Annotated in this window: 21 protein-coding genes and 4 pseudogenes; 10 read left to right on the top strand and 15 right to left on the bottom strand. The window is 51.1% G+C overall.

All coding sequences use genetic code 11. The features are described from left to right. Window positions 1-15: 15 nt before the first annotated feature. Genes AYW79_RS08590 through AYW79_RS08575 form a run of 4 tightly spaced genes read right to left on the bottom strand, consistent with a single transcriptional unit; the run spans window position 16 to window position 6,295 of the window. Window positions 16-2,334 (bottom strand): diguanylate cyclase, encoded by a 2,319-nt coding sequence (locus tag AYW79_RS08590; RefSeq protein ID WP_067564545.1) that lies wholly within the window; start codon window positions 2,332-2,334, stop codon window positions 16-18. Then, on the bottom strand, window positions 2,321-3,826 hold the full coding sequence (locus tag AYW79_RS08585) for a prenyltransferase/squalene oxidase repeat-containing protein (protein ID WP_067564543.1): 1,506 nt from the start codon (window positions 3,824-3,826) through the stop codon (window positions 2,321-2,323). The genes AYW79_RS08590 and AYW79_RS08585 overlap by 14 nt, the downstream gene beginning before the upstream one ends. After that, complete coding sequence (locus tag AYW79_RS08580; RefSeq protein ID WP_067564541.1) at window positions 3,819-4,730, bottom strand: terpene synthase family protein; 912 nt, start codon at window positions 4,728-4,730, stop codon at window positions 3,819-3,821. The genes AYW79_RS08585 and AYW79_RS08580 overlap by 8 nt, the downstream gene beginning before the upstream one ends. A gap of 44 nt (window positions 4,731-4,774) precedes the next feature. Beyond that, window positions 4,775-6,295, bottom strand: a complete 1,521-nt coding sequence (locus AYW79_RS08575) for a recombinase family protein (RefSeq protein ID WP_067564539.1) — start codon at window positions 6,293-6,295, stop codon at window positions 4,775-4,777. A gap of 239 nt (window positions 6,296-6,534) precedes the next feature. On the opposite strand from AYW79_RS08575, the gene AYW79_RS08570 reads away from it, so the two are divergent. Continuing rightward, the gene (locus AYW79_RS08570) at window positions 6,535-6,765 is read left to right on the top strand and encodes a hypothetical protein (RefSeq protein WP_067564537.1); all 231 of its coding nucleotides are present in this window, start codon (window positions 6,535-6,537) and stop codon (window positions 6,763-6,765) included. A gap of 71 nt (window positions 6,766-6,836) precedes the next feature. Further along, window positions 6,837-7,328 carry a DinB family protein gene (locus tag AYW79_RS08565; protein ID WP_067952865.1) on the top strand — a complete coding sequence of 164 codons (492 nt, stop codon included), beginning with the start codon at window positions 6,837-6,839 and terminating at the stop codon, window positions 7,326-7,328. 131 nt (window positions 7,329-7,459) lie between these two features. Here AYW79_RS08565 and AYW79_RS08560 read toward each other — a convergent pair. Next, window positions 7,460-8,131, bottom strand: a pseudogene (locus AYW79_RS08560) (SpoVR family protein); the annotation flags it as partial. 102 nt (window positions 8,132-8,233) lie between these two features. Between AYW79_RS08560 and AYW79_RS08555 the strand changes: the two are divergent. The 6 genes from AYW79_RS08555 to AYW79_RS08535 all read left to right on the top strand — a co-directional run bounded on the left by AYW79_RS08555 (window position 8,234) and on the right by AYW79_RS08535 (window position 12,995). Next, window positions 8,234-9,343: a carbohydrate kinase gene (locus AYW79_RS08555; protein WP_067564532.1), complete on the top strand. Its 1,110-nt coding sequence runs from the start codon at window positions 8,234-8,236 to the stop codon at window positions 9,341-9,343. A 24-nt stretch (window positions 9,344-9,367) separates the two neighbouring features. Beyond that, window positions 9,368-10,297: a pseudouridine-5'-phosphate glycosidase gene (locus tag AYW79_RS08550; protein WP_067564529.1), complete on the top strand. Its 930-nt coding sequence runs from the start codon at window positions 9,368-9,370 to the stop codon at window positions 10,295-10,297. 65 nt (window positions 10,298-10,362) lie between these two features. Beyond that, window positions 10,363-10,791, top strand: coding sequence for a GNAT family N-acetyltransferase (locus AYW79_RS08545; protein ID WP_067952863.1), 429 nt, complete (start codon window positions 10,363-10,365; stop codon window positions 10,789-10,791). Window positions 10,792-10,984: 193 nt separating this feature from the next. Then, window positions 10,985-11,284, top strand: a complete 300-nt coding sequence (locus AYW79_RS15545) for a hypothetical protein (protein WP_156493894.1) — start codon at window positions 10,985-10,987, stop codon at window positions 11,282-11,284. 72 nt (window positions 11,285-11,356) lie between these two features. Then, the gene (locus AYW79_RS08540) at window positions 11,357-11,839 is read left to right on the top strand and encodes a phosphotransferase family protein (RefSeq protein ID WP_231877789.1); all 483 of its coding nucleotides are present in this window, start codon (window positions 11,357-11,359) and stop codon (window positions 11,837-11,839) included. 205 nt (window positions 11,840-12,044) lie between these two features. Further along, window positions 12,045-12,995 carry an ornithine cyclodeaminase family protein gene (locus AYW79_RS08535; protein ID WP_067564525.1) on the top strand — a complete coding sequence of 317 codons (951 nt, stop codon included), beginning with the start codon at window positions 12,045-12,047 and terminating at the stop codon, window positions 12,993-12,995. 286 nt (window positions 12,996-13,281) lie between these two features. On the opposite strand, the gene AYW79_RS15540 is transcribed toward AYW79_RS08535, so the two are convergent. Next, entirely contained in the window at window positions 13,282-13,422 is a 141-nt protein-coding gene (locus AYW79_RS15540; RefSeq protein ID WP_156481799.1) for a hypothetical protein, read from the bottom strand. A gap of 128 nt (window positions 13,423-13,550) precedes the next feature. On the opposite strand from AYW79_RS15540, the gene AYW79_RS08530 reads away from it, so the two are divergent. Further along, a complete protein-coding gene (locus AYW79_RS08530) occupies window positions 13,551-15,065 on the top strand; it encodes a recombinase family protein (RefSeq protein WP_143216243.1) in 1,515 nt (504 codons plus the stop codon). 17 nt (window positions 15,066-15,082) lie between these two features. On the opposite strand, the pseudogene AYW79_RS08525 reads toward AYW79_RS08530, so the two are convergent. From AYW79_RS08525 to AYW79_RS08515, 4 genes and pseudogenes are all read right to left on the bottom strand, one after another. After that, a pseudogene (locus tag AYW79_RS08525) lies at window positions 15,083-15,271 on the bottom strand (SpoVR family protein); the annotation flags it as partial. Then, window positions 15,268-15,426, bottom strand: a pseudogene (locus AYW79_RS16080) (sporulation protein YhbH); the annotation flags it as partial. The pseudogenes AYW79_RS16080 and AYW79_RS08525, both read right to left, overlap by 4 nt. Further along, on the bottom strand, window positions 15,387-15,587 hold the full coding sequence (locus AYW79_RS15535; protein WP_067564518.1) for a hypothetical protein: 201 nt from the start codon (window positions 15,585-15,587) through the stop codon (window positions 15,387-15,389). The gene AYW79_RS15535 and the pseudogene AYW79_RS16080, both read right to left, overlap by 40 nt. Before the next feature lie 126 nt (window positions 15,588-15,713). Further along, complete coding sequence (locus AYW79_RS08515) at window positions 15,714-17,633, bottom strand: APC family permease (RefSeq protein WP_067564516.1); 1,920 nt, start codon at window positions 17,631-17,633, stop codon at window positions 15,714-15,716. Window positions 17,634-17,742: 109 nt separating this feature from the next. On the opposite strand from AYW79_RS08515, the gene AYW79_RS08510 reads away from it, so the two are divergent. Beyond that, window positions 17,743-19,308, top strand: coding sequence for a recombinase family protein (locus AYW79_RS08510; protein ID WP_067564514.1), 1,566 nt, complete (start codon window positions 17,743-17,745; stop codon window positions 19,306-19,308). Between the two features lie 10 nt (window positions 19,309-19,318). Here AYW79_RS08510 and AYW79_RS08505 read toward each other — a convergent pair. The 5 genes and pseudogenes from AYW79_RS08505 to AYW79_RS08485 all read right to left on the bottom strand — a co-directional run. Then, a pseudogene (locus tag AYW79_RS08505) lies at window positions 19,319-19,723 on the bottom strand (DUF444 family protein); the annotation flags it as partial. After that, window positions 19,692-21,215, bottom strand: coding sequence for a recombinase family protein (locus tag AYW79_RS08500; RefSeq protein WP_179123160.1), 1,524 nt, complete (start codon window positions 21,213-21,215; stop codon window positions 19,692-19,694). The gene AYW79_RS08500 and the pseudogene AYW79_RS08505, both read right to left, overlap by 32 nt. A 51-nt stretch (window positions 21,216-21,266) precedes the next feature. Then, window positions 21,267-21,470, bottom strand: a complete 204-nt coding sequence (locus AYW79_RS08495) for a hypothetical protein (protein ID WP_067564508.1) — start codon at window positions 21,468-21,470, stop codon at window positions 21,267-21,269. Window positions 21,471-21,558: 88 nt separating this feature from the next. Continuing rightward, window positions 21,559-22,464 carry an acetamidase/formamidase family protein gene (locus AYW79_RS08490; RefSeq protein WP_067564506.1) on the bottom strand — a complete coding sequence of 302 codons (906 nt, stop codon included), beginning with the start codon at window positions 22,462-22,464 and terminating at the stop codon, window positions 21,559-21,561. Window positions 22,465-22,497: 33 nt separating this feature from the next. After that, window positions 22,498-23,083 (bottom strand): sirohydrochlorin chelatase (locus AYW79_RS08485; protein WP_067564503.1); only part of this gene is annotated, 586 nt, incomplete at its 5' end.

Below are 23,083 nucleotides of genomic sequence, written 5' to 3'. Positions count from 1 at the left end.
CCATCCTCGCATCCTTCAGTTTGCAATCACAGAGATTTCTTCTTGAATCATTTCGCGGAACTGTTCCCACACATCCTGATCGAACTGTTCATTGACCAAACCCTCAATCGTATGCAGCGCCTTATCATAAGACATCGCAGCCTTATAGGGTCGGTTGGACGTCATCGCATCAAACGCGTCACAAATCGCAACAATGCGCGCCTCAAGCGGAATTTCCCTCCCTTTGAGCTGGTGAGGGTACCCTTTTCCATTCATCCATTCATGATGATAGCGTACGATGGGAAGATATCCTTCATAGAGACGAAGTGGTTTTAAAATTTCTACGCCAATCGTCGGATGTTCTTTAATCATATCGTATTCTTCTTTAGTGAGTTTCGCGGCTTTTGTCAATACATAATCTGGTATTCCAATCTTGCCAACATCGTGAATGAGTGATCCTATCCGAATCGTCTCCACTTCTTGATCACTCAGGCCAAGGCGCCGCGCGAGTCGCTCAGCATACGCTGAAACACTCTTCGAGTGTTCGTACGTGCCTGGGTCTTTCGCCTTGAGCGCCGCGAGGAGCGTTTCCACCATCTGCGGATTCACAGCGTCAAGATCCCGCTGCATAACCTCCACAGAATCTGTCAGTGAGCGATATTCGCCAAGCGCTGTGAGATGTTCATCGCGAAACGCGCCTCCTTCACGCGTGGATTCTGCCGATCGCACAACATTTTTACCCGCATGCTTTGCATCGTACAGCGCAAGGTCGGCGGCGTGGAAAAGAGCGTGTGATGTCTCGCCCGATTGCGGCGCGGTAGCTACGCCCAAACTGATCGAAAGTGTCGCGAGTGCGTGATTTTTTGTTAAGTGCCTATAATTTTTCGCGCGCGCACGAATCGACTCCGCAACAGTCATCGCTTCTTGATGGGACATCCCTGGCAGAATAATGACAAACTCATCCCCCCCGAAGCGCGCCGCAATCCCCCGATCTTTAATAGCTGGCCGGATCATATCCGCGACAGAGCGCAGTGCTGTGTCGCCGATCGAGTGGCCGTACATATCATTAAACTGTTTAAATGAATCCACATCCAATACAATCAGCGACAAGGGGGTATGCTGCTCTACCACCTTTTTGATCTCATCATTCAGAAACTCATGCAAAAAACGATGATTGTAGAGACCAGTCACTGAATCCGTAACAGCCTGCATTCTCGATTGGGTGTACATCAGTGAATTCGTGATCGCCGCTGAGATTCTGAGCGTAAAGACGGACAATGCGTTTAGAACGGTTTTCCTCAACTCTTGGGCAGGCTTGTGCGTTTTCAGCAAATAAAGCGTCCCAATCTCTGTCTCTCCAGTAAACAATTGCGCGGATACGAGATAATACATGGTGTTTTCTTTTAACGTGAGGATACGCGCCAATTGAGGATTCATGTGGCACTCCACGAGTTCCACTGAAGACTCGCCGGAGATCCGCTTTTGAAAAATCGACGATAAGCGCGTGACATCTTGAAACAACTCGATAATGTACGCGACATCCTCCTCACGCATCACGGCTTCTGAACGCACATCGGAATAATAGGGACGGTCATAATTATCTTTAAGGTCGCGCGGCAAAAAGGACAGGCCGCTCTCTTTGGTGAGGATCAATCCGAATTCCGCGTCAATCAGTAACCGCGATTGCGCGACGGCCACTTGTAATACCGAATCGAGTTCAAGGTTTGCATTGAGAAGTGCCGTGCTCTCATTCAAATGGGCATGCGCCTGATCCAACTCCCGTTGCAAATCGAGTTCAACCTGCCGCGCTTTGTCCCCCACATACCCCACAAAAATACCTGTGGTCGCGACAAATCCCATTCTGAATAAAATGTTCGCTAAATCGTAGACCGGTCGCACCGGACCGCGCAAGAAAATCACCAGCGAGTAAAACAGGATCGACAACAAGGTGGAAATACCAGCCGCGCGTCCCCCGAAACGAATCGCAGAGAGAATTGCAATCAAGAAATAGACCACAAAAAAGTCAGAGTGAATCCCCCCCGTGATAAACACGACGGCAGACGCCATCATGATATCCCCGATGGTGATAATGGCTGGTTTCAAAAGCCACGCGCTCTTTTTCGCAATGATATAAAATTGAAAAATCACATTATAGACCGCAGCAAATCCGATGATTCCAAACATAAAAGCAGCCCACTGATACCCCAAAAAGGGAACAGTCACCGCCGCACAAACGATGCCGAGCCAGCGCACAAATACTATGCGTTTTTCCATGATGACGACTTTTTCAATCTCGCTAAGCTCGCCCCACTGTGTCGATTTCGTCAGGAGTTGAAACTCTTCATCCTTTTTCATGAGAGTACCTCCATCTCTGGTAGAGCGCGCGCGCGCTTAGAATCGTAGCGTCAATCACATAGGTTGGCGCATAGAGCCCCTTCCCAATCCAGAGTTCAGAGTGAGGTTTTTTTGCCCCCTCGCTACTTAAAAAAGAAAGTGCACGTGCAAGCCGCTTGTCCACATCCGCAGAATAAGGAAGCGCAAGCGTCAACGCCTGTACACAATACGCCGTTTCTTCCGCCGTACCCCTAAAAATCCCCCACGAACCATCAGGCCGTTGCGATTCAATTAAATAATCGACCGCCGTTTTTATCAGTGACTCAGTCAATCCTCGCAGCGCCAGAATCGCATGCGCTGTTGTATAGAATGGAGAGGCATGCCATTTATCTTTCCAATACGCATTTTCCTGTTGAGCCTCGCGCAAAAACGTGAGAATCTTATCCACATGAGGCGCCACTTCTTGCGGCTCATACGCACGCAGCGCGTCAAGGATGTGGATATTGGTTGAAATCGAAGGGTTGCGCTCATACGGAAAACATAAAAATCCGCGTTCCGCTTGATAAAAATCCAAAAACTGGAGTGACATTCGGCGTCCAGCGCGAGCTAGCACATTGACGGCGAGTGCACTGTCATCCGCGTCTGGCATTAGGCCATTGCGGGAAATCCCGACACCCTGCGGCCTGAATGACAGCTCAATCTCATGCAATCCTTTTTGCATTCCCTCAACCGTGATTCCAGCCAACTGTAGATTGAAGTACACCCACGCCGTTTCGAAAATTTCAAACGGTTGAACATTGCAGACACCGCCATCCTCAGACGTCTCTACAATCTGACGCAAATACGCCTCCAGTCGGGGGTCGTCCGTTTGCCCATAGACAAATGCCGAGGCGGATGGAGAGTTTCCGATCGATCCGTTGACCGAAACGAGTTGCGCCATGCGATCAATCTGTGCTGTTTTTCCGAGAAACTCGATGCTGTGGATAAGTGGAGACTCCGCTTCGTAGATCCACGACGCGGGAACTGCGCTCAACTTTCTTTTCCCCAGTTCTTCAACCCATCCGAAGGATTCAAAAGGCAGTCGATATCCATAGCCTTTTGCCTCTTCGAGTAGCGAAGGAAAAAGCAACTCAAAACCAATCGTTTCAGCGTCATCCGCGCGCAGACGACCACCGTTTCGCGCCACATAGTCAAGTGCGCGAGAGATGCGCTCGCTATCCGTTTCATCGTGCAACGTCGTCAGTGCATTAACGCTCGCGAGCGTAGAAATCAGCCGGTCATGCAACGTTTCATCGCGCGCGCCAAAACTTCCGTCCGCGTGTTGATGCGCGCGCAGCCAGGCGATCGTAGTCGGGAATTTCGGAGAACCATCCCGATTTTTTAAGCGCGCCACCCACGAAGTGTCATAAGCGATCGATCCCATCGCGCCGCCCTGCAATCGCTCGACCAAGTCACGCGCTCTGCGCTTCACATCCGTTTTTGAAGCATCGTCTTCACCCGCGTTTTCAAACATGGTGGATCTCCCCCGCATCAACGGTATGAAAATCATGCTCATCATAAAACGACAGCGAAAACTGAGTAACGTTTGACAGCGTTCTGATTGGCAGTACCGATTCATCAACCAATTCAAGAAACTGCGTGCGATAGCGCTCCAACTCTTCCCGTACAAATGCAGACGCCAACGCTTTCGCCGCGTCAGGCGCGTAGCCTTCTGACTCGTACGTATTCTCCATGATCACAAGCGCGTTTAGGTTCTTTTCCATTTTCTCTTTTTCGTATGTACGCATGTCGTTGGCAAGCCGAATGCTTTTCGCCGACAGCATCATCAGCTTTTTTAGGACTTCTAGATGCGTTAATGTTTCTTCATAAGAACCGAGAATCCACGTCGAAACGACATAGAGCGGAACGCCAATGCTGTACGATCCGTGTTCGAGATATTCATCATACGATGGGACTCGAACGGTTTCACGCGCTTCAAGAAGCATCCCACGGATCATTCGAAAATAGGCTTCTTCCCACACTTCTCGCAACGCGTGAAAAAGCGGCCTCTCTTTTAGCTGGTCATAAAGATCCTTCAACACGCGACCATACACGTCAGACGCATCCAGCCCCTGCGTGATGATCCATTCATAACTTTTCAGTCGAGCATCCAATTCTTCATCCGACAACAATTTACGATCAATCACGTCATCAATCGTAAAAATCCACACAGGAATAACAACCATCTTTTTTAGTAGCATCATCGGTAAAAAAAAGCCTTCCGTCGCGGTCGTCAGCGCCGTTGCCGGAAATCGGACAGCATCAAATTCAGGAAATGGCTGATAATACAGGTGCAGGTGCTCCAGTAGCTCATTCGTCACTCGATAAATCTCAGTTCGAATGTCGTCCGAGTAATTTTTAATTACCGAATTGGCCATCCCTAGATCCCTCACAAAAAACCGTCAACCTACAATAATCTTATTCATTCGACACCATACTCTAAAAATCCTCCAATGGATTGATCCATTGCATCAGAAACCATCGTCAGATCAGGACACAACACAATCTCAAGATCCTCACGTCCGTGAAGAATGACGCTGTGAATCCATGTGCGCAGTTTCGCTTTGATCCAGTCAGCCGGAAGCACGGTTAGCGCATCGCCGAGCGTAACCGCCCGTCCGCGCAGGCGTTCCTCCAGCTCCTTATCATGTGAAGATGAATCCGTCGTCGACATCTCCTTTGCGTACTCTGCGACACATCGCTTCAGCGCCACCTTTTCACGCGCAAGGGTATCCATCTCGATGAGTCCCGCCGTATACGCTTCTACCTGTCTGTCATAGCGCATTTTCGCGGCGTGCATCCTCTGATCCAATTTGGCGATCTGCTCCGCCCGCACACGCTGAACCAAAGCGGTGTGCCGCGCATGATTCACAGGCTCCACCACGCATTCAAGCGCCTCCACAAACCACCGCTCCACATCGTCTGCACGATACGGCTTACTCTGACAAAGCCCCTGATTTCGATACGCAGAACAGCGATAGACGCGCGTTCGCCGCGGATTTCCAGACCAACCGATCGACATCGCCGCGCCGCATTCTCCACAACGCAAATAGCCACCCAGCAGATGAGGGCTGGCTTGCGCGCGCGGCGGCATTCGCGGATGGCTCGCGATGCGCTGCTGCGCCTGATGCCACAGCGCCTGTTCAACAATCGCTGGGTGAGCGTCGCGCATCTCGACCCACGCGTCTTCTTCTTTAAGCACTCGACGCTTTTGACTCGAATCAACGCGATTCCACACAAGCGTTCCCGCATAGGCAGGATTACTCAGCATGATTTTGACACTCCGAATCGACCACGCCTTCCCATTGCGAGAAGGGATGTGTTCCTGATTCAATTTCTTTGCAATTTGAAAGTATCCCAAACCATCTTCGACAAACATGCGAAAGACGCGCTGAACAAGAAGCGCCTCCATTTCACAAATAACCAACTTTTTCGCGTCGAGCCGATAGCCGTATGGAGCTTGTGTCAACCATTTCCCCATTTTTGCTGCATGCAGCATGTTGTCAAAAACGCGCTCACGTATGCGCTCACGCTCAAACTCCGCGACAGCTCCGAGCACCTGCAGTGTCAAGCGACCGGAAGGCGTCGCTGTATCAAAGGATTCGCTTGTCGATACGAATGAAACGTCGTGGTTTTGAAACAGTTCGATCAGCGTCAACAAATCAAGCAAACGCCGACTCAATCGATCGAGTTTTGTCACCATGAGCCGCTCAACGCGCCCTGCCTTCACATGTCGCAACAAGCGTTCAAGCGCCGGACGCTCCATATTTTTCGCCGAATAGCCGTCATCAATATACTCTACAGCTTCTGTCGCCCAACCCATCGCGCGACAGTACGCGTGAAGCCTCGCCTTTTGCTCATCGAGCGACACGCCTTCTTTTGCCTGCTCATCCGTGGATACGCGACAGTAAATCGCAATCTTTTTCGCTGCATTTTCACGCATCGCCGATTCCGCTCACCTCACCAAGGCATTCGAATCACGTCTTCTCTATGCCTATGAGTGGGTGGCGCATTCTAGGTCCTGTCTCTGTTCAGCTACTCTCTACGGTAGATTTCAATCCCAAATTGGTCAATGTGGCGTTTCAGACGAAGGTGTGCAATATCACCATAGATCACAAAGCAAATTGCACAGGGCTGTCCCGCGATTCTCCACTCATATCCATGAACATGGGGTGAGGAAAGATGGCCGTTCGCGTCAGATTTTCGATTAAGATAGGCGATGTCGAACAATCGTTTACACAACTCGCTGAAATCCCGGATTTAACCGTGAGGACACATCTAGAGCAACAACTCACCACGTGGTGCAAATCTGTCCGCGAAGCGGCCTTGCGCACATGGATTGAACAAGAAACAAACGAAGACATCGCGCGCGCGGCACAGATTACATTCTTTGATGGGGAACCGGAAAAATAGGATGTTTTTGGCATGTCACGTGTGCTATCGTACAAACGTACGCCATGGATTCTTCAAAAGGAGTGTTCATCTTGGAATTCGACTGGAAATCTTGGTTTTTGGATGTGTGGGAAGAGAATCGGCGGCTCACGAATTTTGTTGCGCGCGACTTGGACGCCGCAGAAGCGATGGACAAGCAGCCCGTAAATGGCATGCGACCGTTTCGCGAGATGCTCTTTGAGATTTGGGGCATTGAAAACGCCTATCTGAGGGGTTTGGCGCTTGATCAATGGAAGTGGGAAGGGATCCCAGACGAGCTGCGGACTGCTCCAATCCAAGAAGCGCTCGCCTATGGACAACACGTTCGCGAACAAACGCGCAAGCTTTGGCCATCGATTTCTATGGAATCGCTTACAATCATGCGATCGGAGCCATTTTGGGGTGGACCTGACGGCACGGCGATGAGTTGGCTTACTTACGCTCTCGAGAATGAGATTCATCACCGCGGACAAGGCTATGTCTACCTCCGACTCTTGGGCAAAGAACCGCCAGCGTTTTTCGTTCGCACAGACGTGGCTGAATAAAAACTCCCTTGAAGTTTACGTAAACAAGGGGGCTCTTGCGTTGCCTCCTTGTTGGGGATTCTAGAATCCTTCGGAATCACTCGTGTCATTTGGATCTTTCGTACGCTATGAAAAAAACCATTTTTGCAATCCGAAGCCCAGCCTTCGTTCATGATTTTTGTCTCAATCTGCGGCCAAAAGTAGAGCATCTCCTCGCGAATCACCGTCAGCATGTCGCGCTGCCACTCCGCGAGAATCTTGCTGTGCGATTGCAAAAATAGCAACAAATCCTTTTGCGGTGCGTCTTTTGCGAACCCCTTTGCTTTGCGATTTTCCGCCTTCTTTTCATCCACCTTCGCACGATCGGATAAACGACCATCCAGCGCAAATAAATCATCATATTTTCCGACCCGAGGTGACTGCTCTTGCTCCTCGCGCAAATCCGGTTTCGTATGCGGATGACGAAATGCGCGCTCTGATGGGTCGATGTGTTCCTGTAGCGCGAGCGCCGCATCCAGAAATGCTTCCACCTCATCTTTTCCGTATTGCAGCTCATAGGTACGAAAGCGTTCCGCGCTCGCCGCCATACTTTCAACGACATTTCGCGAGGTGCGGTGAAACATCATGTTGTTTTTAAAAAAGTCACAGTGTGCGAGAACGTGGGCGCTCACCAATTTATTTTGCACGAGAGAATTGCTGTCGAGCAGAAATGCGTAGCACGGATTCGAATTAATCACCAGTTCATAGATGCGGCTCAATCCCAAATCATAGTCCATCTTCATACGGTGGTACGCTTTACCAAAACACCAGGTATATGAAAATTTCAGATTGATGTAAAATCACCGATGCGGCAATTTCTATCGTAGATTGACTGCTAACAAACAATTGTTTAACCTAATATAACATGTGTTATAAGGAGTGACGATGTGGCTGAGTCGGGTCGGAGCAAGAAACAGGAAGTTCTACATTGTATCCGTGAAAACCCGTTTATCTCCCAACGAGATTTGGCTGAACGAATGAATGCATCCAGACCTGCGGTAGCAGCTTATATCTCTGCGCTCATCAAAGAGGGGGAGATTCTCGGTCGGGCCTACGTTTTGCCACAGCGAGGGCGTATTTTGTGCATCGGCGGTGCGAATGTAGATCGAAAAATTCAAGCGTATGAACCAATCCAGCTAGGCACGTCGAACCCCTCTTTTGTTGTAGAGTCATTTGGTGGCGTTGCAAGAAATATTGCCGAAAATATGACACGCCTCGGATTACCCACGTCGCTTGTCACCATGGTCGGCAACGACAAAGAAGCCGAAATGATACTCGCGCACCTTGAGGGCCTTGGTACAGATGTCAGCCAGATCATCCGATCGACTGCACACCGCACAGGAACATACACTGCGGTGCTCGACGTCGACGGGAGTATGACTGTTGCGCTCGCCGATATGGAAATTTACGACGACTTAACCGTCGAGCAGTTGACACCGAGATCGCGGGTGCTGCAACAAGCTACGATTGCGATCGTCGACACGAACTTGCCGGCAGAAGCGCTTGCCTTTGTCATTACCGAGTCGGCAAGGGCTGGCACTTTACTGATTGTTGCTCCGGTATCAAGTCCCAAAGCCAAGCGCTTGCCAAGAGACCTTACCGGGATTCATACGCTGATCGCCAATCGAGATGAAATGGAGGCAATTTCAGGTATCCCTGTCGATAAAGAGGATAGCGTTCGCGCCGCATGTGTCGCACTGAAAGATAGGGGGTGTCGGACCGTTGTCGCAACTATGGGCAGGGATGGTGTGGCTTGGTTGGATGAGGCAGGCACCTTTGGCAAAATACCGGCAGAGAGCATCGACGTCGTCGATGTGACTGGTGCAGGTGACGCATTCGTGGCTGGCTTCTGCTTTGCGATGGTCAGCGATGCGAGTGTCAAACAGGCATGTCAATTTGCCGCTCGCTTGTCCAGCCTAACGTTGGTGACAAAAGAAACCGTATCTACAGAAATCGACCCACGCGAGGCTCAAGCCTGGTTGTCAGAAATTCTGTAGAACATCATAGGAGAGATGGAAGATATGAACCCGTCGTTAAACCAATGGTTGCATTTTTCGGATGAAGTAATGGAGGCAAAGAGAACTGAGAAGCCAATTGTCGCGCTTGAGTCGACCATTATTTCACATGGCATGCCTTATCCAACCAATGTACAAACGGCAAAGGAAGTCGAAGCCATTATTCGATACCATGGCGCGGTCCCGGCGACGATTGCAATTTTGAACGGAAAAATCCATATCGGACTTTCCGATGAGAACCTTGAATGGCTCGGATGCCCTGAAAATCGAGACAGTATCACAAAGGTCAGTCGCCGTGATTTGGCATTTGTTCTCGCACAAGGACAGAGTGGCGCGACCACGGTTGCTGCAACGATGATTTGCGCTCAGCTTGCGGGTATCCGCGTATTTGTCACGGGTGGTATTGGCGGTGTACATCGCGGCGCCGAACAAACGATGGACATCTCTGCGGACTTGAACGAGCTTGCGCAGACCAACGTGGCCGTTGTCTGTGCTGGCGCAAAATCGATCCTCGATATTGAACTTACACTCGAATACCTGGAGACATACGGCGTCCCAGTCATTGGCTACCAGACCACCGAGTTCCCTGCATTCTACAGTCGCACAAGTGGATTCCAGACAAACTTTTCGCTCGACAGCCCGGAGGCATTAGCTTCATTCCTACACACGAAGTGGAAACTCGGACTCCATGGCGGGGCTGTCATTGCGAATCCTGTCCCCGAGGAATTCGCAATGGATGCAAAAGAAATTGAAAAAGTCATTACAGAAGCGCTGGACGAAGCGCATCGGAAACACATCAGGGGCAAGGACGTAACCCCTTTTCTTCTCGATAAAATTAAAGAACTGACCGATGGTAAAAGCCTGGAGACAAATGTGGCACTGGTAAAGAACAATGCGCACGTAGGTGCGCTGTTGGCTGTAGAACTCGCTAAATAACATCGTTTGGATTTGATTCACGGGAGACAAACGAAGCTTGGTTGCTGAGGAAGGGAGGGTCGCTTGTGACGCTGGTTGAGTACAGAAGCCATATCACATCCATCGAGCAGATAAAACAATGGTTGTCATACGCGGTCGGCTCCGCCACGGATGAAAAGCTCAGCAATATTTTGGTGCAAGTGTACTCGCAAAGTGATACGAAACTATATGTATTCATCGATAATGACGACGCAGCGCTAGGCATCATTGGTTTCAAGAGAGAAGGATTTTCTGCTGAAATTCTTCACATTGCCGTCGATGAACACAAGCGTAACTGCGGAATTGGTCGAAGAATGATAGATAACCTCCTTATGCTTGAGAATCTCACGGAATTAACTGCCGAAACAGATCATGATGCGGTTGAATTTTATCGTAGATATGGATTTGAAATACGGTCCCTTGGTGAGAAATATCCCGGAGTTGAGCGGTTTCACTGCCGCTTGTCACTCTGCTAAAGGGCTTATTCTACTGATGAGGGGAAATCAAATGACTCGCTTGAGTGTCGATTTGAATGCGATATGCGATGGTTTTGAAATTGGAATTCCCCAAGGAACTCCACAACCCGTCACAGGCGGATTACTCCATCGAATGTGGTGTTTAGAGACAGACCACGGACGATTTGCAATAAAAGTACTGAATTCATAGATAATGTCTCGTCCTGATGCAAAGACCAATTATAGAATGTCAGAAAGAGTCGCACATCAGGCTAATATAAAGGGCATTCGTGCGGTTTCTGCAAGAACTGTAGATCGTCAACCATGGATTGAATTGCATGGTGAATATGTGATGGTGTTTGACTGGGTCGATGGTATCACGTTGCTTCCCGAAAATTGTACGTCTGAGCACGTTAAGCACATCGGAGAGATTTTGTTCCAGATACACAACCTCGATATTGTCATTGATGGTTCGGCGTTACCAACTTTCTCGGCAATTTCCTTCGATACGTAGAGGTATCACATCGAGAATGCTCGACGGGACGCATCGTGTTGGGGTCTTTCTTGTGAAAGTATCTTGCAAGATGTGACCAACTGGTCTCGAAAGTATCAGGATGCAGTAGACAATCTTCCCCAGAAATTTGTCATTAGTCATCGGGATTTAGATTCTAAAAATGTTATTTGGAATCACGAAGGCATTCCATATCTGATCGATTGGGAATCGGCAGGTTATATACATCCAACTGTAGAATTAGTCGAGGTGGCATTTAATTGGAGCAGAAGTCACGACGGGACCGTGAGTAAGGAACGTTTCCAGGGAGTGATTCAGGCTTATCTCGAAGCTGGCGGAACGTTGCACAATGAAGTATTAGATGCTGTGTACGGCAGTTTCGGAGGTATGTTAGGATGGCTCGAATACAACATGCGTCGCTCCTTAAACAGAGATCTATTCAACATGGATGACAGAGAGTTGGGGCGCAGAGAAGTCATACATACTTTGCAAGAGCTGGAAAAATTGATCCAAGCGGTGTCCGATTACGCCAATTGGATGGCAGAGGTGTATGGTTAGTTAATATCCCTTGAGGATTTATGCAATAGCACGTAGACACAATAAATTAAACCGTCCTATTCATGGGTCAATGGAATCCTTTGATGCTGTCATTCGCATCGATTTGTTTTAAATAATTGAAGATGGACGTTCCCTGGCACTCGCTGAGATCCTTTACGTCACAAAACGCACTGTAACAGATTGGAACAGTGAAGGGGTGTATTGCATGTACTCCATTCTTACGGATCACGATGTTGAATCGTTTGCCTCCATGAAGCGGATCGTGAACGCCATCGAACGTTGCTTTCAGGAGCAAATAAACGGAACCCTTGTATCACCGCCACGTTTCCGTGTGGAAGCGGAACAGGGCAACTTGGTTTTTACGGCAGGAGCCGCAACTGGACTCGAAAAGGTTACTGGATTTCGTGTCTACGATACGTACGAAAATGATGCAGAGGGTCATCAACAGCTCGTGTGCGTCTTTGACTCGGATACGGGTGTTTTTAAGGGAGTGGTCATCGGCAATCTCATCGGTGCCATTCGTACTGGCGCAATCGGTGGCGCAGCAATAAACGCCATGGCTCGAGTCGATGCAAAAAAAATCGCCGTGATGGGTACGGGACTACAAGCGCGGACACAATTGGAGGCAGCCGTGGCTGTACGAAACATTAAAAGTATTAAGGTTTATAGCCGCAAGCAAGAAAACCGAGAAGCATTTGCAGAGGGAATGCGCAAGAAGATCCATGCGAATATCGCAGTTGCCACTTCCCCAAGAGATTGCATCGAAGATGCCGATATCGTCATCTGTGCGACCAACAGTGGCACTCCTGTATTCGAATCCGACTGGCTCAAACCAGGAACACACATCAATACGGTTGGCCCAAAAACTAAAAATTGGCATGAGGTACCCCTCGATTTGGGCATTAAGAGTACGATCATCGCGACGGACTCGATCGAACAGCTTCACGCTTATAAAACACCCCATTTCTTGGTGGATACGAAATGTGAAAATCGCATTGTGCAACTGTCCGAAATCGTATGTGGAAAAGCATCCGGAAGAATGACAGAAACCGATATTACTCTATTCTGCTCTGTGGGCTTAGCAGGAACAGAGGTTGTTGTTGCCAACGAAATCATGAAAATTGCCTCCCGTACAAAGAAAGCAAGTGATTCATGAACGAGGATGATGAACCCGTGACAGACGCAGAGATTGCAGAATATAAACGGATTCGGCAAGAGATGAGAAATGGCGACTTCGTTCCCTTTGATGAGATCTTCGTGGAAAACTGAATATACAATCTACTCCTGAGCAAAGACGCACAAAAATTTATAGACAAACTAACTCCACACGCAAGGCAACGGATTCGAAATGCTTTGTTACACTTAGCTGAAGATTTGCAGTGCGTATATCGGGTGTTTACTCGTGCATACATACTCACTGTGGCCTGTCCTACATAAGAAGGCTAAGCGCCCTCTTGAAGATTTTGTACGCCCTCTACCCGTTCTCTTCCCCGTTTCGCGTTCGCTCTACGTATGGCCTCAACACACAGGCGTAAAATCAACCGTGCCGCATCCGGATTTAATTTGATCGGTTTTTCCTCCACAAGCACACCCCCTAATTAAGGCTATGCTCAAGCGGCACGTCCGTTTGCCAGCTTATCGAATCGTTATTTGTGGTTATAAACCTCCAACTGAATACGTATATCCTCTTGATTGTTTTTAAATATGAGTTGTGGAGCCGCATTTTGCAAAACAACGTAAATATCATAACGGTGAAGCAATCATTCATTGGCATCAAGTCACATCAATAAAGTCAATGGGGTGTGCTATGACTAAGATTGCCCTCTATATCCGCGTTTCCACGGAAGAACAAGCGATGCAGGGATTTTCAATCGATCACCAACGAGATCGACTTATTGCCTACTGTGCCTCACAGGGTTGGGAAGACTACCGATTTTATATTGATGACGGTTATACGGGCACGAAGCTTGATCGTCCTGCAATGACCAGACTTATCAAGCACACCCTAGAAGGAAAAATTGATCTTGTCGTCGTTTATAAACTCGACCGTCTTAGTCGAAGACAAAAGGATGTGTTGCATCTCCTCGAGGATGTCTTTGAAAAAAACAATGTCGCTTTCAAAAGTTCAACAGAGCCCTTTGACACCGCGACACCTTTGGGCAAGGCAACCATTGGAATCCTTGCGGTATTCGCACAGTTGGAGCGTGACATGATCATTGAGCGAACAACGTCAGGACGACGAATGAGGATTCGCCAGGGTCGATGGAGTGGAGGCAGGGTCGCTTTTGGTTACCGTTGGGATAAACAGAATCAAACGTTGGTGATCGTTCCTGAAAAAGCAGAACTCATTCGTAAAATAAACCAGATGTATCTCCAAGGTAAATCGCGACTCGAACTGGCTGATTGGCTCAATGCACGCAGTACTGATATCAAGGTCGATCACAACGGAATTAAATCCATCCTCGACCGGGTCATCTATACCGGGAGGTTACCCAACGGCCCTTCGGAGCCTGTGGAGGGTCAGCATGAGGCAATCATCCCTCTGGATCTATACACAATGGTTCAAAATGAAACGGCTCGTCGCCGCAACGGTCTGACATCGACAGGCGCATACTTGCTTTCCGGTTTGTGTCGTTGCGGCTTATGCGGGAGCTCTGTCATTCGCGTTCGCACAAAGAGACAAACACATACCTACGAATACTACGCCTGTAAGAATCAACATGTGCGCAAAAGAGATCGAAAAGGGCAAGAACACTGCCAATTAGGCTATTTCCCTCAAGAAAAACTCGAAGCTTGGATCATCGCTAAGGTGAGATCAACCGCCATTGACATGGAAGACCTGCGCACAGAAATTGAGCTCTCTACTGAAGAACAACGCCAATCATGCGTGGTGTTATCCGCGATTGAAGAAAAATTAACCCAGATTGATCATCGATTAAACCGATGGTACGACGCTTTTGAGGAAGGGTTCATTCAGCCATCTCATCTGAAAGAACGAATCGATGCATTAGAAGCCGAGAAACGCGCGTTATGGTTACAACGTGATACGTTGGAGGAGGCAGCGCCCGAGCCCGCACGTAAAGAGGACCTGTTCAATCTTATGCGTCTGATCGATCAGAGCTGGGACGATCTGGATTTTGACGCTCGCCAAGCAGTTTTACGGGCCGCCATCAAAACGATCCTTCTTCGTCCCAATCAAGATCTTGAGATCAACTGGAATGTCTAATTTTTTTCATACACATGGTGCTTTGTCTTACCAAACGACCAGTGTGAAAAGCGGGTCGGCATGCCTTGGTACGCGCCGAACGTGTATAACACGTCGGCGGGTACCAGTTCAAATCGCATGTCATAGAAGTCAAGTCCAAACCCTTGCGCCAGCTCCATCATGCGTTCAATCGACGACTCAAGTTCGCGAATCTCATCTGGTGTCACGGTACGATCCCTCCTTCTGCAGTGGAAAAGAAGGTGCGTAGCGCTTTGTAAACCTCCGCTTTATCCTTGATGACCGCACAGCGAAAGCGAGGCGAGCGAATGTTACGGTACGCGCTCATGAGCGTGGAGCTGCGGTTGTATTGATTGACCCATCCCGGCTCTCTGCCTGTCCATTGCTGGCAACACGCCGCACCGCTTCGCAAAACGTGCGATAGATTGGAGTCTCCACCACTCCATCAAACGATTTTGCGTTCCATTCGCAGCGAACGTGAATGGTTACGATCGCGTGATCAAGGTAGTACGTCGTAGACGGCATAAAAACACCTCCCTATCTTCTTAACGATATGGGAGGCTCGCTTGTCTCTATCTCAAAATAACGGCGCAGCCGATTATTTTCCCGTAAACGGTGGCGAGAGAGCGCCATGCTACCGTCTATCCTGTTTTAATCGTGTAAATGATAGGGAATCGTCGTTACCACGACATCCCGGTGCCGTAAAAGCCAAGCACGGATCACGAGTGACGTCTGGTTATGCAGAATGTTGTGCCACCACTTCTTAGGCACAAACTGGGCGATCATCACATGAACGTGATCCGGTTTCCCGTCTTCCATCGACTGCAGCCGCCCAATAAAGCGAGACAGTGGATAGAGAATCGAGCGATACTCACTTTTGACGGTGATCAATCGGCAGGGACACTCCCATTCATTCCACTTCTTTTCGATGCGCTCGATCGATTCATCGTCAAAGCCGATATAGAGCGCGATCACTTCGTTGTTGATGCTCTTTGCAAAAGAAAGGGCGTTAAGCACGACGCGATTGACGCCAGACACCAGCACGACCGTGATCACACGGTGTGATTCCGGGCGAATGCATGACATGTCAATCCGCAATTCGTTCGCGATCTGCGTATAGTGGCGGCGCACAGCGAGCGCGATAAACAGGAGAATCGGGAGAACAATGAAGATGATCCACGCACCGCTCGTAAACTTTGTCACGGAGACAACGACAGACACCAGCATGGTTACGATTGAGCCAATCAGGTTGATCGTCAGTTTTGTTTTCCAACGACCCTTCTTTTCGCGCAGCCAGTAGCGCACGAGTCCAATCTGTGCCACAGAGAAGGCGACGAAAACGCCGATCGAGTATAGAGGAATCAAATTATCGGTCTGTGCATTGAAAACGACAACGAGGATGGTGGAAAACGCAGCCAACACGATCATCCCATTGGAGTATCCGAGACGATCTCCGCGCAGCATGAGGGCGCGCGGGAGAAAGCTGTCTGCCGCGACGAGCGCAGCCAATTGCGGAAATCCGGTGAATGTCGAGTTTGCCGCGAGGATGAGCACGATAAACGTCAGCCAGATGATAATTTGATAGATCGGGCCAAAGCCGAAGTAGAGCGACAGGAGTTGTGACTCCATCGTCGTGTTTGGCATGACGTTGATCCCGTTCACATAAAGGTGATAAGAGAACCCAAGAAGTGTCACCCCTGTTATCACGCCGAGCGCGATGTACGCTTTGATTGCACCTTTGGTTTTCGGCTCGCGAAAAATCGGAACCGCGTTTGAGATCGTCTCAATCCCGGTCAGTGAGGAACACGCCGCGCTGAATGACTTTAATAAAAGCAGCGAGGTGAGCGCTTTAGGAAGCGTACCAAACGGCGGTGTCACGGGCTGAACAAAGCCGTGATGAAACTCTTGCACAAAGCCGGTTCCGATCAAGAAAATCATGGCGAACATAAAAAGGAACGTCGGCCACGCAAAAATCGTCGCCGACTCTGAGATACCACGCAGATTCACCACGAGGATTAGCAGAATGCATGCGACCGAAAGGATCGTTTCATGCGGAACAAGCGCCGGATAGGCGGACGCCATCGCCTGAATCCCTGCCGTAACCGAGACGGCGACCGTCAGGACATAATCGATCAAGAGGGAACTGGCCGCGATGAGCGAGATGATCGGGCGTTTGAAGTTGTCCTTGGAGATTGCATACGCGCCACCGCCGTTCGGATACGCGATGACTCCCATGATGTACGAGGTGACAAGAATGATCAATAGCAAGACGGTAGCCCCGGTGACAGGGAGAATCAGCCACTTGGCGTCAACGCCGAGGTGCGCATTGACGGTCAGTTCCGCAATGCCGGCCTCCGGGCCGTACGCGACTGAAGAGTAAAGATCCGCAGCGAGAATCGGTAGTGCAATCAGCCAAAAGAGTCGATTATGTTTTGAATGTAGCTCGCGGGTGCGCATGGGCGATCCGACGAGCACTCGTTTGAATGTATTAAAATTTAAGAATGCATAGAGAATGGCTACGACAGAAAGGGTAATCACTGCCGAATCGAGCCATGGACGAAACAACGCCATGTTATAAGAGGCCTCCATCATTTCTTACATCGACGGATCTTCTGCGAGTTCAATGTGACTCATTATACTCTAATGGATAGAAAGCGCAATGCACTAAGGAGGGCTTCATGTGACGATAAAAGAAACGACTGTGCATGAATCACAAGTCCATTCACCGCGTTTACGCGCCGCGCTCTATCTGCGTAAATCGCGCGCTGATCTCGAAGCCGAAGCGCGCGGAGACGGCGAAACGCTCGCCAAACATCATCGCGCGCTGTGCGAACTCGCCGGTCAACACGACGTGGAGATTAGACGCGCGTATCAAGAAATCGCCTCAGGTGAGCACATCCTCGAACGCCCGCAGATGCAACAGTTGCTGCACGATGTATCCAATGGACTCTACGACCTGGTGCTCTGTATGGATCTCGACCGTCTCGGACGCGGAAACCTGATCGACCAGGGTGTGATTCAAGAGACGTTTAAGCGCTCCGGCACGCGCATCGTGACGCCGCGCAAGATCTACGACCTGCGTGATGAGTTGGATGAGGAGTGGACGGAATTCGAATCCTTTCTCGCTCGCCGTGAATTGAAGTTAATCACGCGGCGCATGCAGCGCGGCCGCGAACAGAGTGTAAAAGCGGGGCGCTCGATCAGCAAGCGACCTCCCTACGGCTATCTGCGCACAGACGAACTGAAGCTAATCCCCGATCCGCAGACCGCGCCAGTCGTGAAGTGGATCTACGCGCTCGCAAGCAATTCCCTTGGTCCATCGGCAATCGCGGAACGCCTGCGCGCCATGGCGTTGCCGAGTCCATCGGGGAATGCTTTGTGGTCGCCTTCGACCGTGCGCTTTATCCTTTTGAACCCAGTCTATCGCGGTGCGCTTGTGTGGGGACGCGTGCGCAGCCACAAGGTGCGTGAGATGGAGCGTGCCCGCTATCATCGCGTTGTGATGGAACCAGATGCGTGGATCGTTCGCGAAGAAAATCACGAGCCCATCGTAGATTGCGCGACGTGGGAGCGTGTCAACAACGAATCCAAGCGCCCGCCAACCTGTGCCTCAGCCAACAATAAAAAAAAGATCCATCCCCTCGCCGGCCTCATCTTTTGCGCAACATGCAAGCGCGCCATGGTTCGACAACCTGTGAAAAATCGTCCGCACAATGCACTGCGCTGTGCCACAAAAGGTTGCCCGACGCGCAGCGCTCGCTATGAACTCGTCCTGCACGCTGTGCAGCGTGCGCTCTCGGATCAATTCCGCGGGGTAGCGATCACGCCAAACCCAGAACAGACAGAGTTCACTGCTGTCTCTGATTCCCTCGCGCACGTCATTGCGCGGACGCGCCAGGCACGGGAAGAACAATTGAAGCGAATCTGCGAGATGTATGAACAGGGAGTGTATACGCGCACGCAGTTTCAAGCGCGCTACGATGAAGTGGCAGAGCAACTGCGACAGGCTAATGAATCCCTTGAGGCGCTAAAGCAAGAGCGAAACGAAACGAACCACAAAACAAATCGCGCCAAATCAGCTCTTAACGCGCGCGCGAGGTGCGAGCCATCCCACCTTTTCCTCTCGTGTAAGGGGGATGATCTGCGCGCGTTGTTGATCAAAAGCGTGCGGAGAATTGAATATACACGCACACTGAACGACACTGGCGGAGAATGTCCACGCCTCAATGTCGAATTGCTCTTTTAGGGGATCTCAACCATGAGGAGTGGAGAGAGCGCACGCCGTTCAATTGATTGACCTCACCGTATCCGAAAATGTTGCACCGTCCCATCAGTTCGTCAACGAGGCGCACACACCGCTCGTTGTCAGAAGAGAGGTTGTCGCCGTCAGAAAAGTGCACAGGGTAGATGTTGTAGCGCGACGGCGGATAGCGATCATCAATCAGATTGAGTGCCGTCTGATACGCGGATGAACAGATGGTGCCTCCGCTCTCACCCTTTGTGAAAAATTCATCCTCTGTGACGACGAGCGCTTCCGTGTGATGAGCGATAAATTGGATGTCAACCTTCTCATAGCGCGTACGCAAAAAGCGCACCATCCAGAAGAAAAACGTTCGCGCCATATATTTCTCAAACGTTCCCATCGATCGGGGTGTCGTCAGATGAAGAAAACGTGTACTGGATCAGGAGGGTACGATCGTGCACGACGAGCGACGAGATCAGCATTTGCACCCAGTATCGTTTCATCGCAGGTTCATCCTGCGCCAGATCGACAAGCCGCGCATAGATCTCCTGCGCACGTTTGTGTCTGTGCAACCCCGCCTGCGTCAGGCGCTTGTAAAGCGCGTCACGCTCTGCCGTCAGGCGCGCGATGCGCCCCCGAATAGACGCGGCCTGACCTGCCAGGACATCATCGACTTGCGCCGCAATCCAAGCGTCCGTCAGACGCGTGAGTTGCCGATTGATGCGTTCGCGTTCGCGTTTCGCCTGCTCCTCCCCTTGCGCGCACGCGCTTTGCAAAGCGGGTGCAAGCACGTTGATGCTCACCTCGCGCAAGCGCTCAGACAAGCGCGTCAGCACATAGGACTCAAGATCATCCGCAGGGACACTTCCTTGCGCGCACGCCTGCCTCCCCGCTTGGTGGTACGTGCGGCAGACATAATAGCGATAGACCCGCTTTGCCGTGCGTTTGACCTGCGCGATCAAGGGTGCGCGGCAGCGCCCGCAAGAGAGGACTCCTGTCAGCAAATGCGTTGTGCGCGGCGCTTGGCTGCGCACACGGCCGCGGCGCATTTGTGCCATTTGCACAAGATCCGGCGTTACCAACGGTGGATGAGCGCAGTGTACCACTACCCACTCTGTCCGCACATTCGGCATTCGCCGCTCTTTCTTCTTGCCGGGCACCTCACTGTCGTAATCGCGAACGGTGCGATCCGTTCGCCGATTGTAAACCAAGTGTCCAGCGTACACCTCGTTGTCAAGAATTCTCGCAACCGCTGTCTGTGAGAAGCCATTCCCGGTCGACGTTGTCTCGCCGCGCGCATTCAGTTCCCGAGCGATTGCGGCGCACGATGACCCATCCAACGCATAGCGCTCAAAGATCGAACGGATGAGTCCCGCGCGCGCATCATCAGGCACCAGATGACCATCCCGCCCAACGTAGTAGCCGTCAGGAGGTGTCCCTCCCACCCAGCGACCTGATTTCGCCTTCTCTTTATTGCCAAGCCGCACGCGCACACCGATCTTCTCTGCCTCATACTCAGCGATGGCCGCGTGCATCGTGAACATGAAGTTCGAATTCTCCTTCGCCGAATCGTAGCTCTCCTCGTAAGAGAGCACGCGCAAGCCGCGCGCGCGCAAACGGTCAAGGACGTCGAGCGCCTCTTGCGTATTGCGCGCCAGACGTGAGATGCCCTTAAACAAGACAACATCCACTTCCGACCGCTCCGCCGCCTCCATCAGTCGCTTCATTGCAGGTCTCGTCCAAATGGAAACCTTTGTCGCCGAAACCCCCTCATCCTCAAAAACGAGATGCTCCAAAACCTCCCAGTCCTGCCCCCGACGTTTGGCAAACTCGCGCAGGAGCGAAACCTGATGGTCAACAGACTCGCCTTGTCGATCGGTCGAAACCCGCGCATAGATCGCACAGCGCATCCGCGTCTCCCTCCCGCCGTGTTCACATCCCCAACGTTTTGCAACCATTAACTACACGCGCAAATCCTCCTCAGCAGGCCACGTTTCGACGATTCGCTGTAAGCGTAACTCAAGCAACGCTTGAAGAGATGCCTCGCCGCTTTGCTCTTCCACACGAAAGCGCGCCCGAAACTGTTCCGCTCGCAGAAACCTCGCGCAGGCTTCCTCACTCCGCACCTCATCCTCCTTTTGCGTCAAGCGATTCTCGTTTACCATCACACTTCCCCCTCATATGAAAAAAGAGTAACGGCGAAAACCAACCGTTACCCTTTTACCCTATGAAAAGCACATGCTGATCTATGACCTACGCGTTCGCAAACGAAAACCCGAGTTGCTCTGCATACACGCGCGGCAATTCCATACGCGCCGTCTTTTTCGGGTCGACCACTTGACAGATCCGCAAACTCCCCGCAGCGCTCAGCAACAGCACCGCTTCCGCGCGTTCCATTCCACAGGAGCCTTCGAGAAAATCCACCATGTTTTTCGTCGCGCGTTCCGCCGCCTCATCGAGGCGCTCCTCTGACGCAATCGCGATCACATGCTCCGCATCAATCAGCATCGGCAGTTTCCACGTCTTGCCCTTGATCACATGCAGCCGAACGGTTACCTTCCCCGCGATCTCAATGCCGCAGACGGCCACCTCTCCATCAGCCATCGCCGCGTGAAGATCACCCATCGCGAGCAGTGCTCCCGGCACGTTTACCGGCAGCAAAAGCGTTGCGCCAGCGCGAATCTTTGTGCAGTCCATATTTCCACCGTGGTCGCCGGGCGTTCCACACGAGACGTCCGCGCCGGCAGGCGCGGTGCCGATGACCCCAATCATTGGAGAGAGCGGGATGCGCAGCGAAGATGAAAAATGCGCCACACCGTCGCGAATGGGCACCATGCGAATCACGTTCTCAGCGAGTTCGTCTCCGAGCACGCCGAGGTTTGGACCTGTGGTCATCACACCTTGCTCGGCTACGTCAATGGATAGGATCTCGACAGCCAGCGTGTCACCCGGATCAGCGCCTTCAATGAACAGCGGACCTGTCGCCGGGTTGATGCGCTCCCAGTCGAGCGTTCCAAATTCTTGCTCTTCGTGCGTGATCTGGTTTTGAAAACAGTCACACGTGTGAAAGACGACCGTCTCCCCGTTTGTGACGCGCGCAACAGGCGCATGATTCTGGCTCAGTGCATAGACAAGCTTGTCGCTTGCAATCTCAAACATTGGCCCACTCCTTCGAAACTCGTTTTGATTCATCTATTCTATCGCGTATTTCACAAAATTTGCGTGATAAGTAGCCTGCTGATAGAAATAATCTTCAACAAACGGATGCCCACCTAAAGGACTGGTACACGTGAGCATGCGTCCCTCCCGCTGTACGGCAATACACAGCTCGTGAATCTCGCGCAAGACATTGCCTGTGAAAAGGAGATAGGGGAGAACGATGATCGCTTTGCGAGCGAAGCACAATGCATCCTTGAATCTGAGACCCACTCCGACCACCGCGCACGGGAGCACAGGACGCGAAAGTCGGTCTGACAGCGCGCGCGCAACCTGCAATACGTCTGCCCATGCGGCCTGATCGCTGCTTCCGCGCACCACCAAAAGAACCGTCGCGTCACTGTGTGCAGGATGTTCACGCACTGCGTCCTGCACGCGTGAAATCGCCGCCTGTAGAATTCCTTCGGCGTTTCCCGCAGGTGGCCCGATGTAGAATGAAGCGTCACCGTAGCGCGTAACCAGCGGATGGAGTGAAGATGGAATGTCGTGTTTGACGTGTCCTGCCGCAAAGAGGAAAAACATAGAGAGATAGAGTTTGCGGCATCCCGCGTCCAGATACGCC

Source organism: Ferroacidibacillus organovorans (genome assembly GCF_001642725.1).
Taxonomy (GTDB): domain Bacteria; phylum Bacillota; class Bacilli; order Alicyclobacillales; family SLC66; genus Ferroacidibacillus; species Ferroacidibacillus organovorans.
This window is presented reverse-complemented; position numbering and strand designations above follow the sequence as displayed.

Coding starts and splice junctions, on each gene's coding strand:
- AYW79_RS08575 (WP_067564539.1), bottom strand. CDS start 6,295: ATGCGTGAAAATGCAGCGAAAAAGATTGCGATTTACTGTCGCGTATCC.
- AYW79_RS08495 (WP_067564508.1), bottom strand. CDS start 21,470: ATGGTAAACGAGAATCGCTTGACGCAAAAGGAGGATGAGGTGCGGAGT.
- AYW79_RS08580 (WP_067564541.1), bottom strand. CDS start 4,730: ATGGCCAATTCGGTAATTAAAAATTACTCGGACGACATTCGAACTGAG.
- AYW79_RS08515 (WP_067564516.1), bottom strand. CDS start 17,633: ATGGCGTTGTTTCGTCCATGGCTCGATTCGGCAGTGATTACCCTTTCT.
- AYW79_RS15535 (WP_067564518.1), bottom strand. CDS start 15,587: ATGCCGTCTACGACGTACTACCTTGATCACGCGATCGTAACCATTCAC.
- AYW79_RS08550 (WP_067564529.1), top strand. CDS start 9,368: ATGAACCCGTCGTTAAACCAATGGTTGCATTTTTCGGATGAAGTAATG.
- AYW79_RS08490 (WP_067564506.1), bottom strand. CDS start 22,464: ATGTTTGAGATTGCAAGCGACAAGCTTGTCTATGCACTGAGCCAGAAT.
- AYW79_RS08500 (WP_179123160.1), bottom strand. CDS start 21,215: ATGCGCTGTGCGATCTATGCGCGGGTTTCGACCGATCGACAAGGCGAG.
- AYW79_RS08535 (WP_067564525.1), top strand. CDS start 12,045: ATGTACTCCATTCTTACGGATCACGATGTTGAATCGTTTGCCTCCATG.
- AYW79_RS15545 (WP_156493894.1), top strand. CDS start 10,985: ATGTCTCGTCCTGATGCAAAGACCAATTATAGAATGTCAGAAAGAGTC.
- AYW79_RS08590 (WP_067564545.1), bottom strand. CDS start 2,334: ATGAAAAAGGATGAAGAGTTTCAACTCCTGACGAAATCGACACAGTGG.
- AYW79_RS08570 (WP_067564537.1), top strand. CDS start 6,535: ATGGCCGTTCGCGTCAGATTTTCGATTAAGATAGGCGATGTCGAACAA.
- AYW79_RS08585 (WP_067564543.1), bottom strand. CDS start 3,826: ATGTTTGAAAACGCGGGTGAAGACGATGCTTCAAAAACGGATGTGAAG.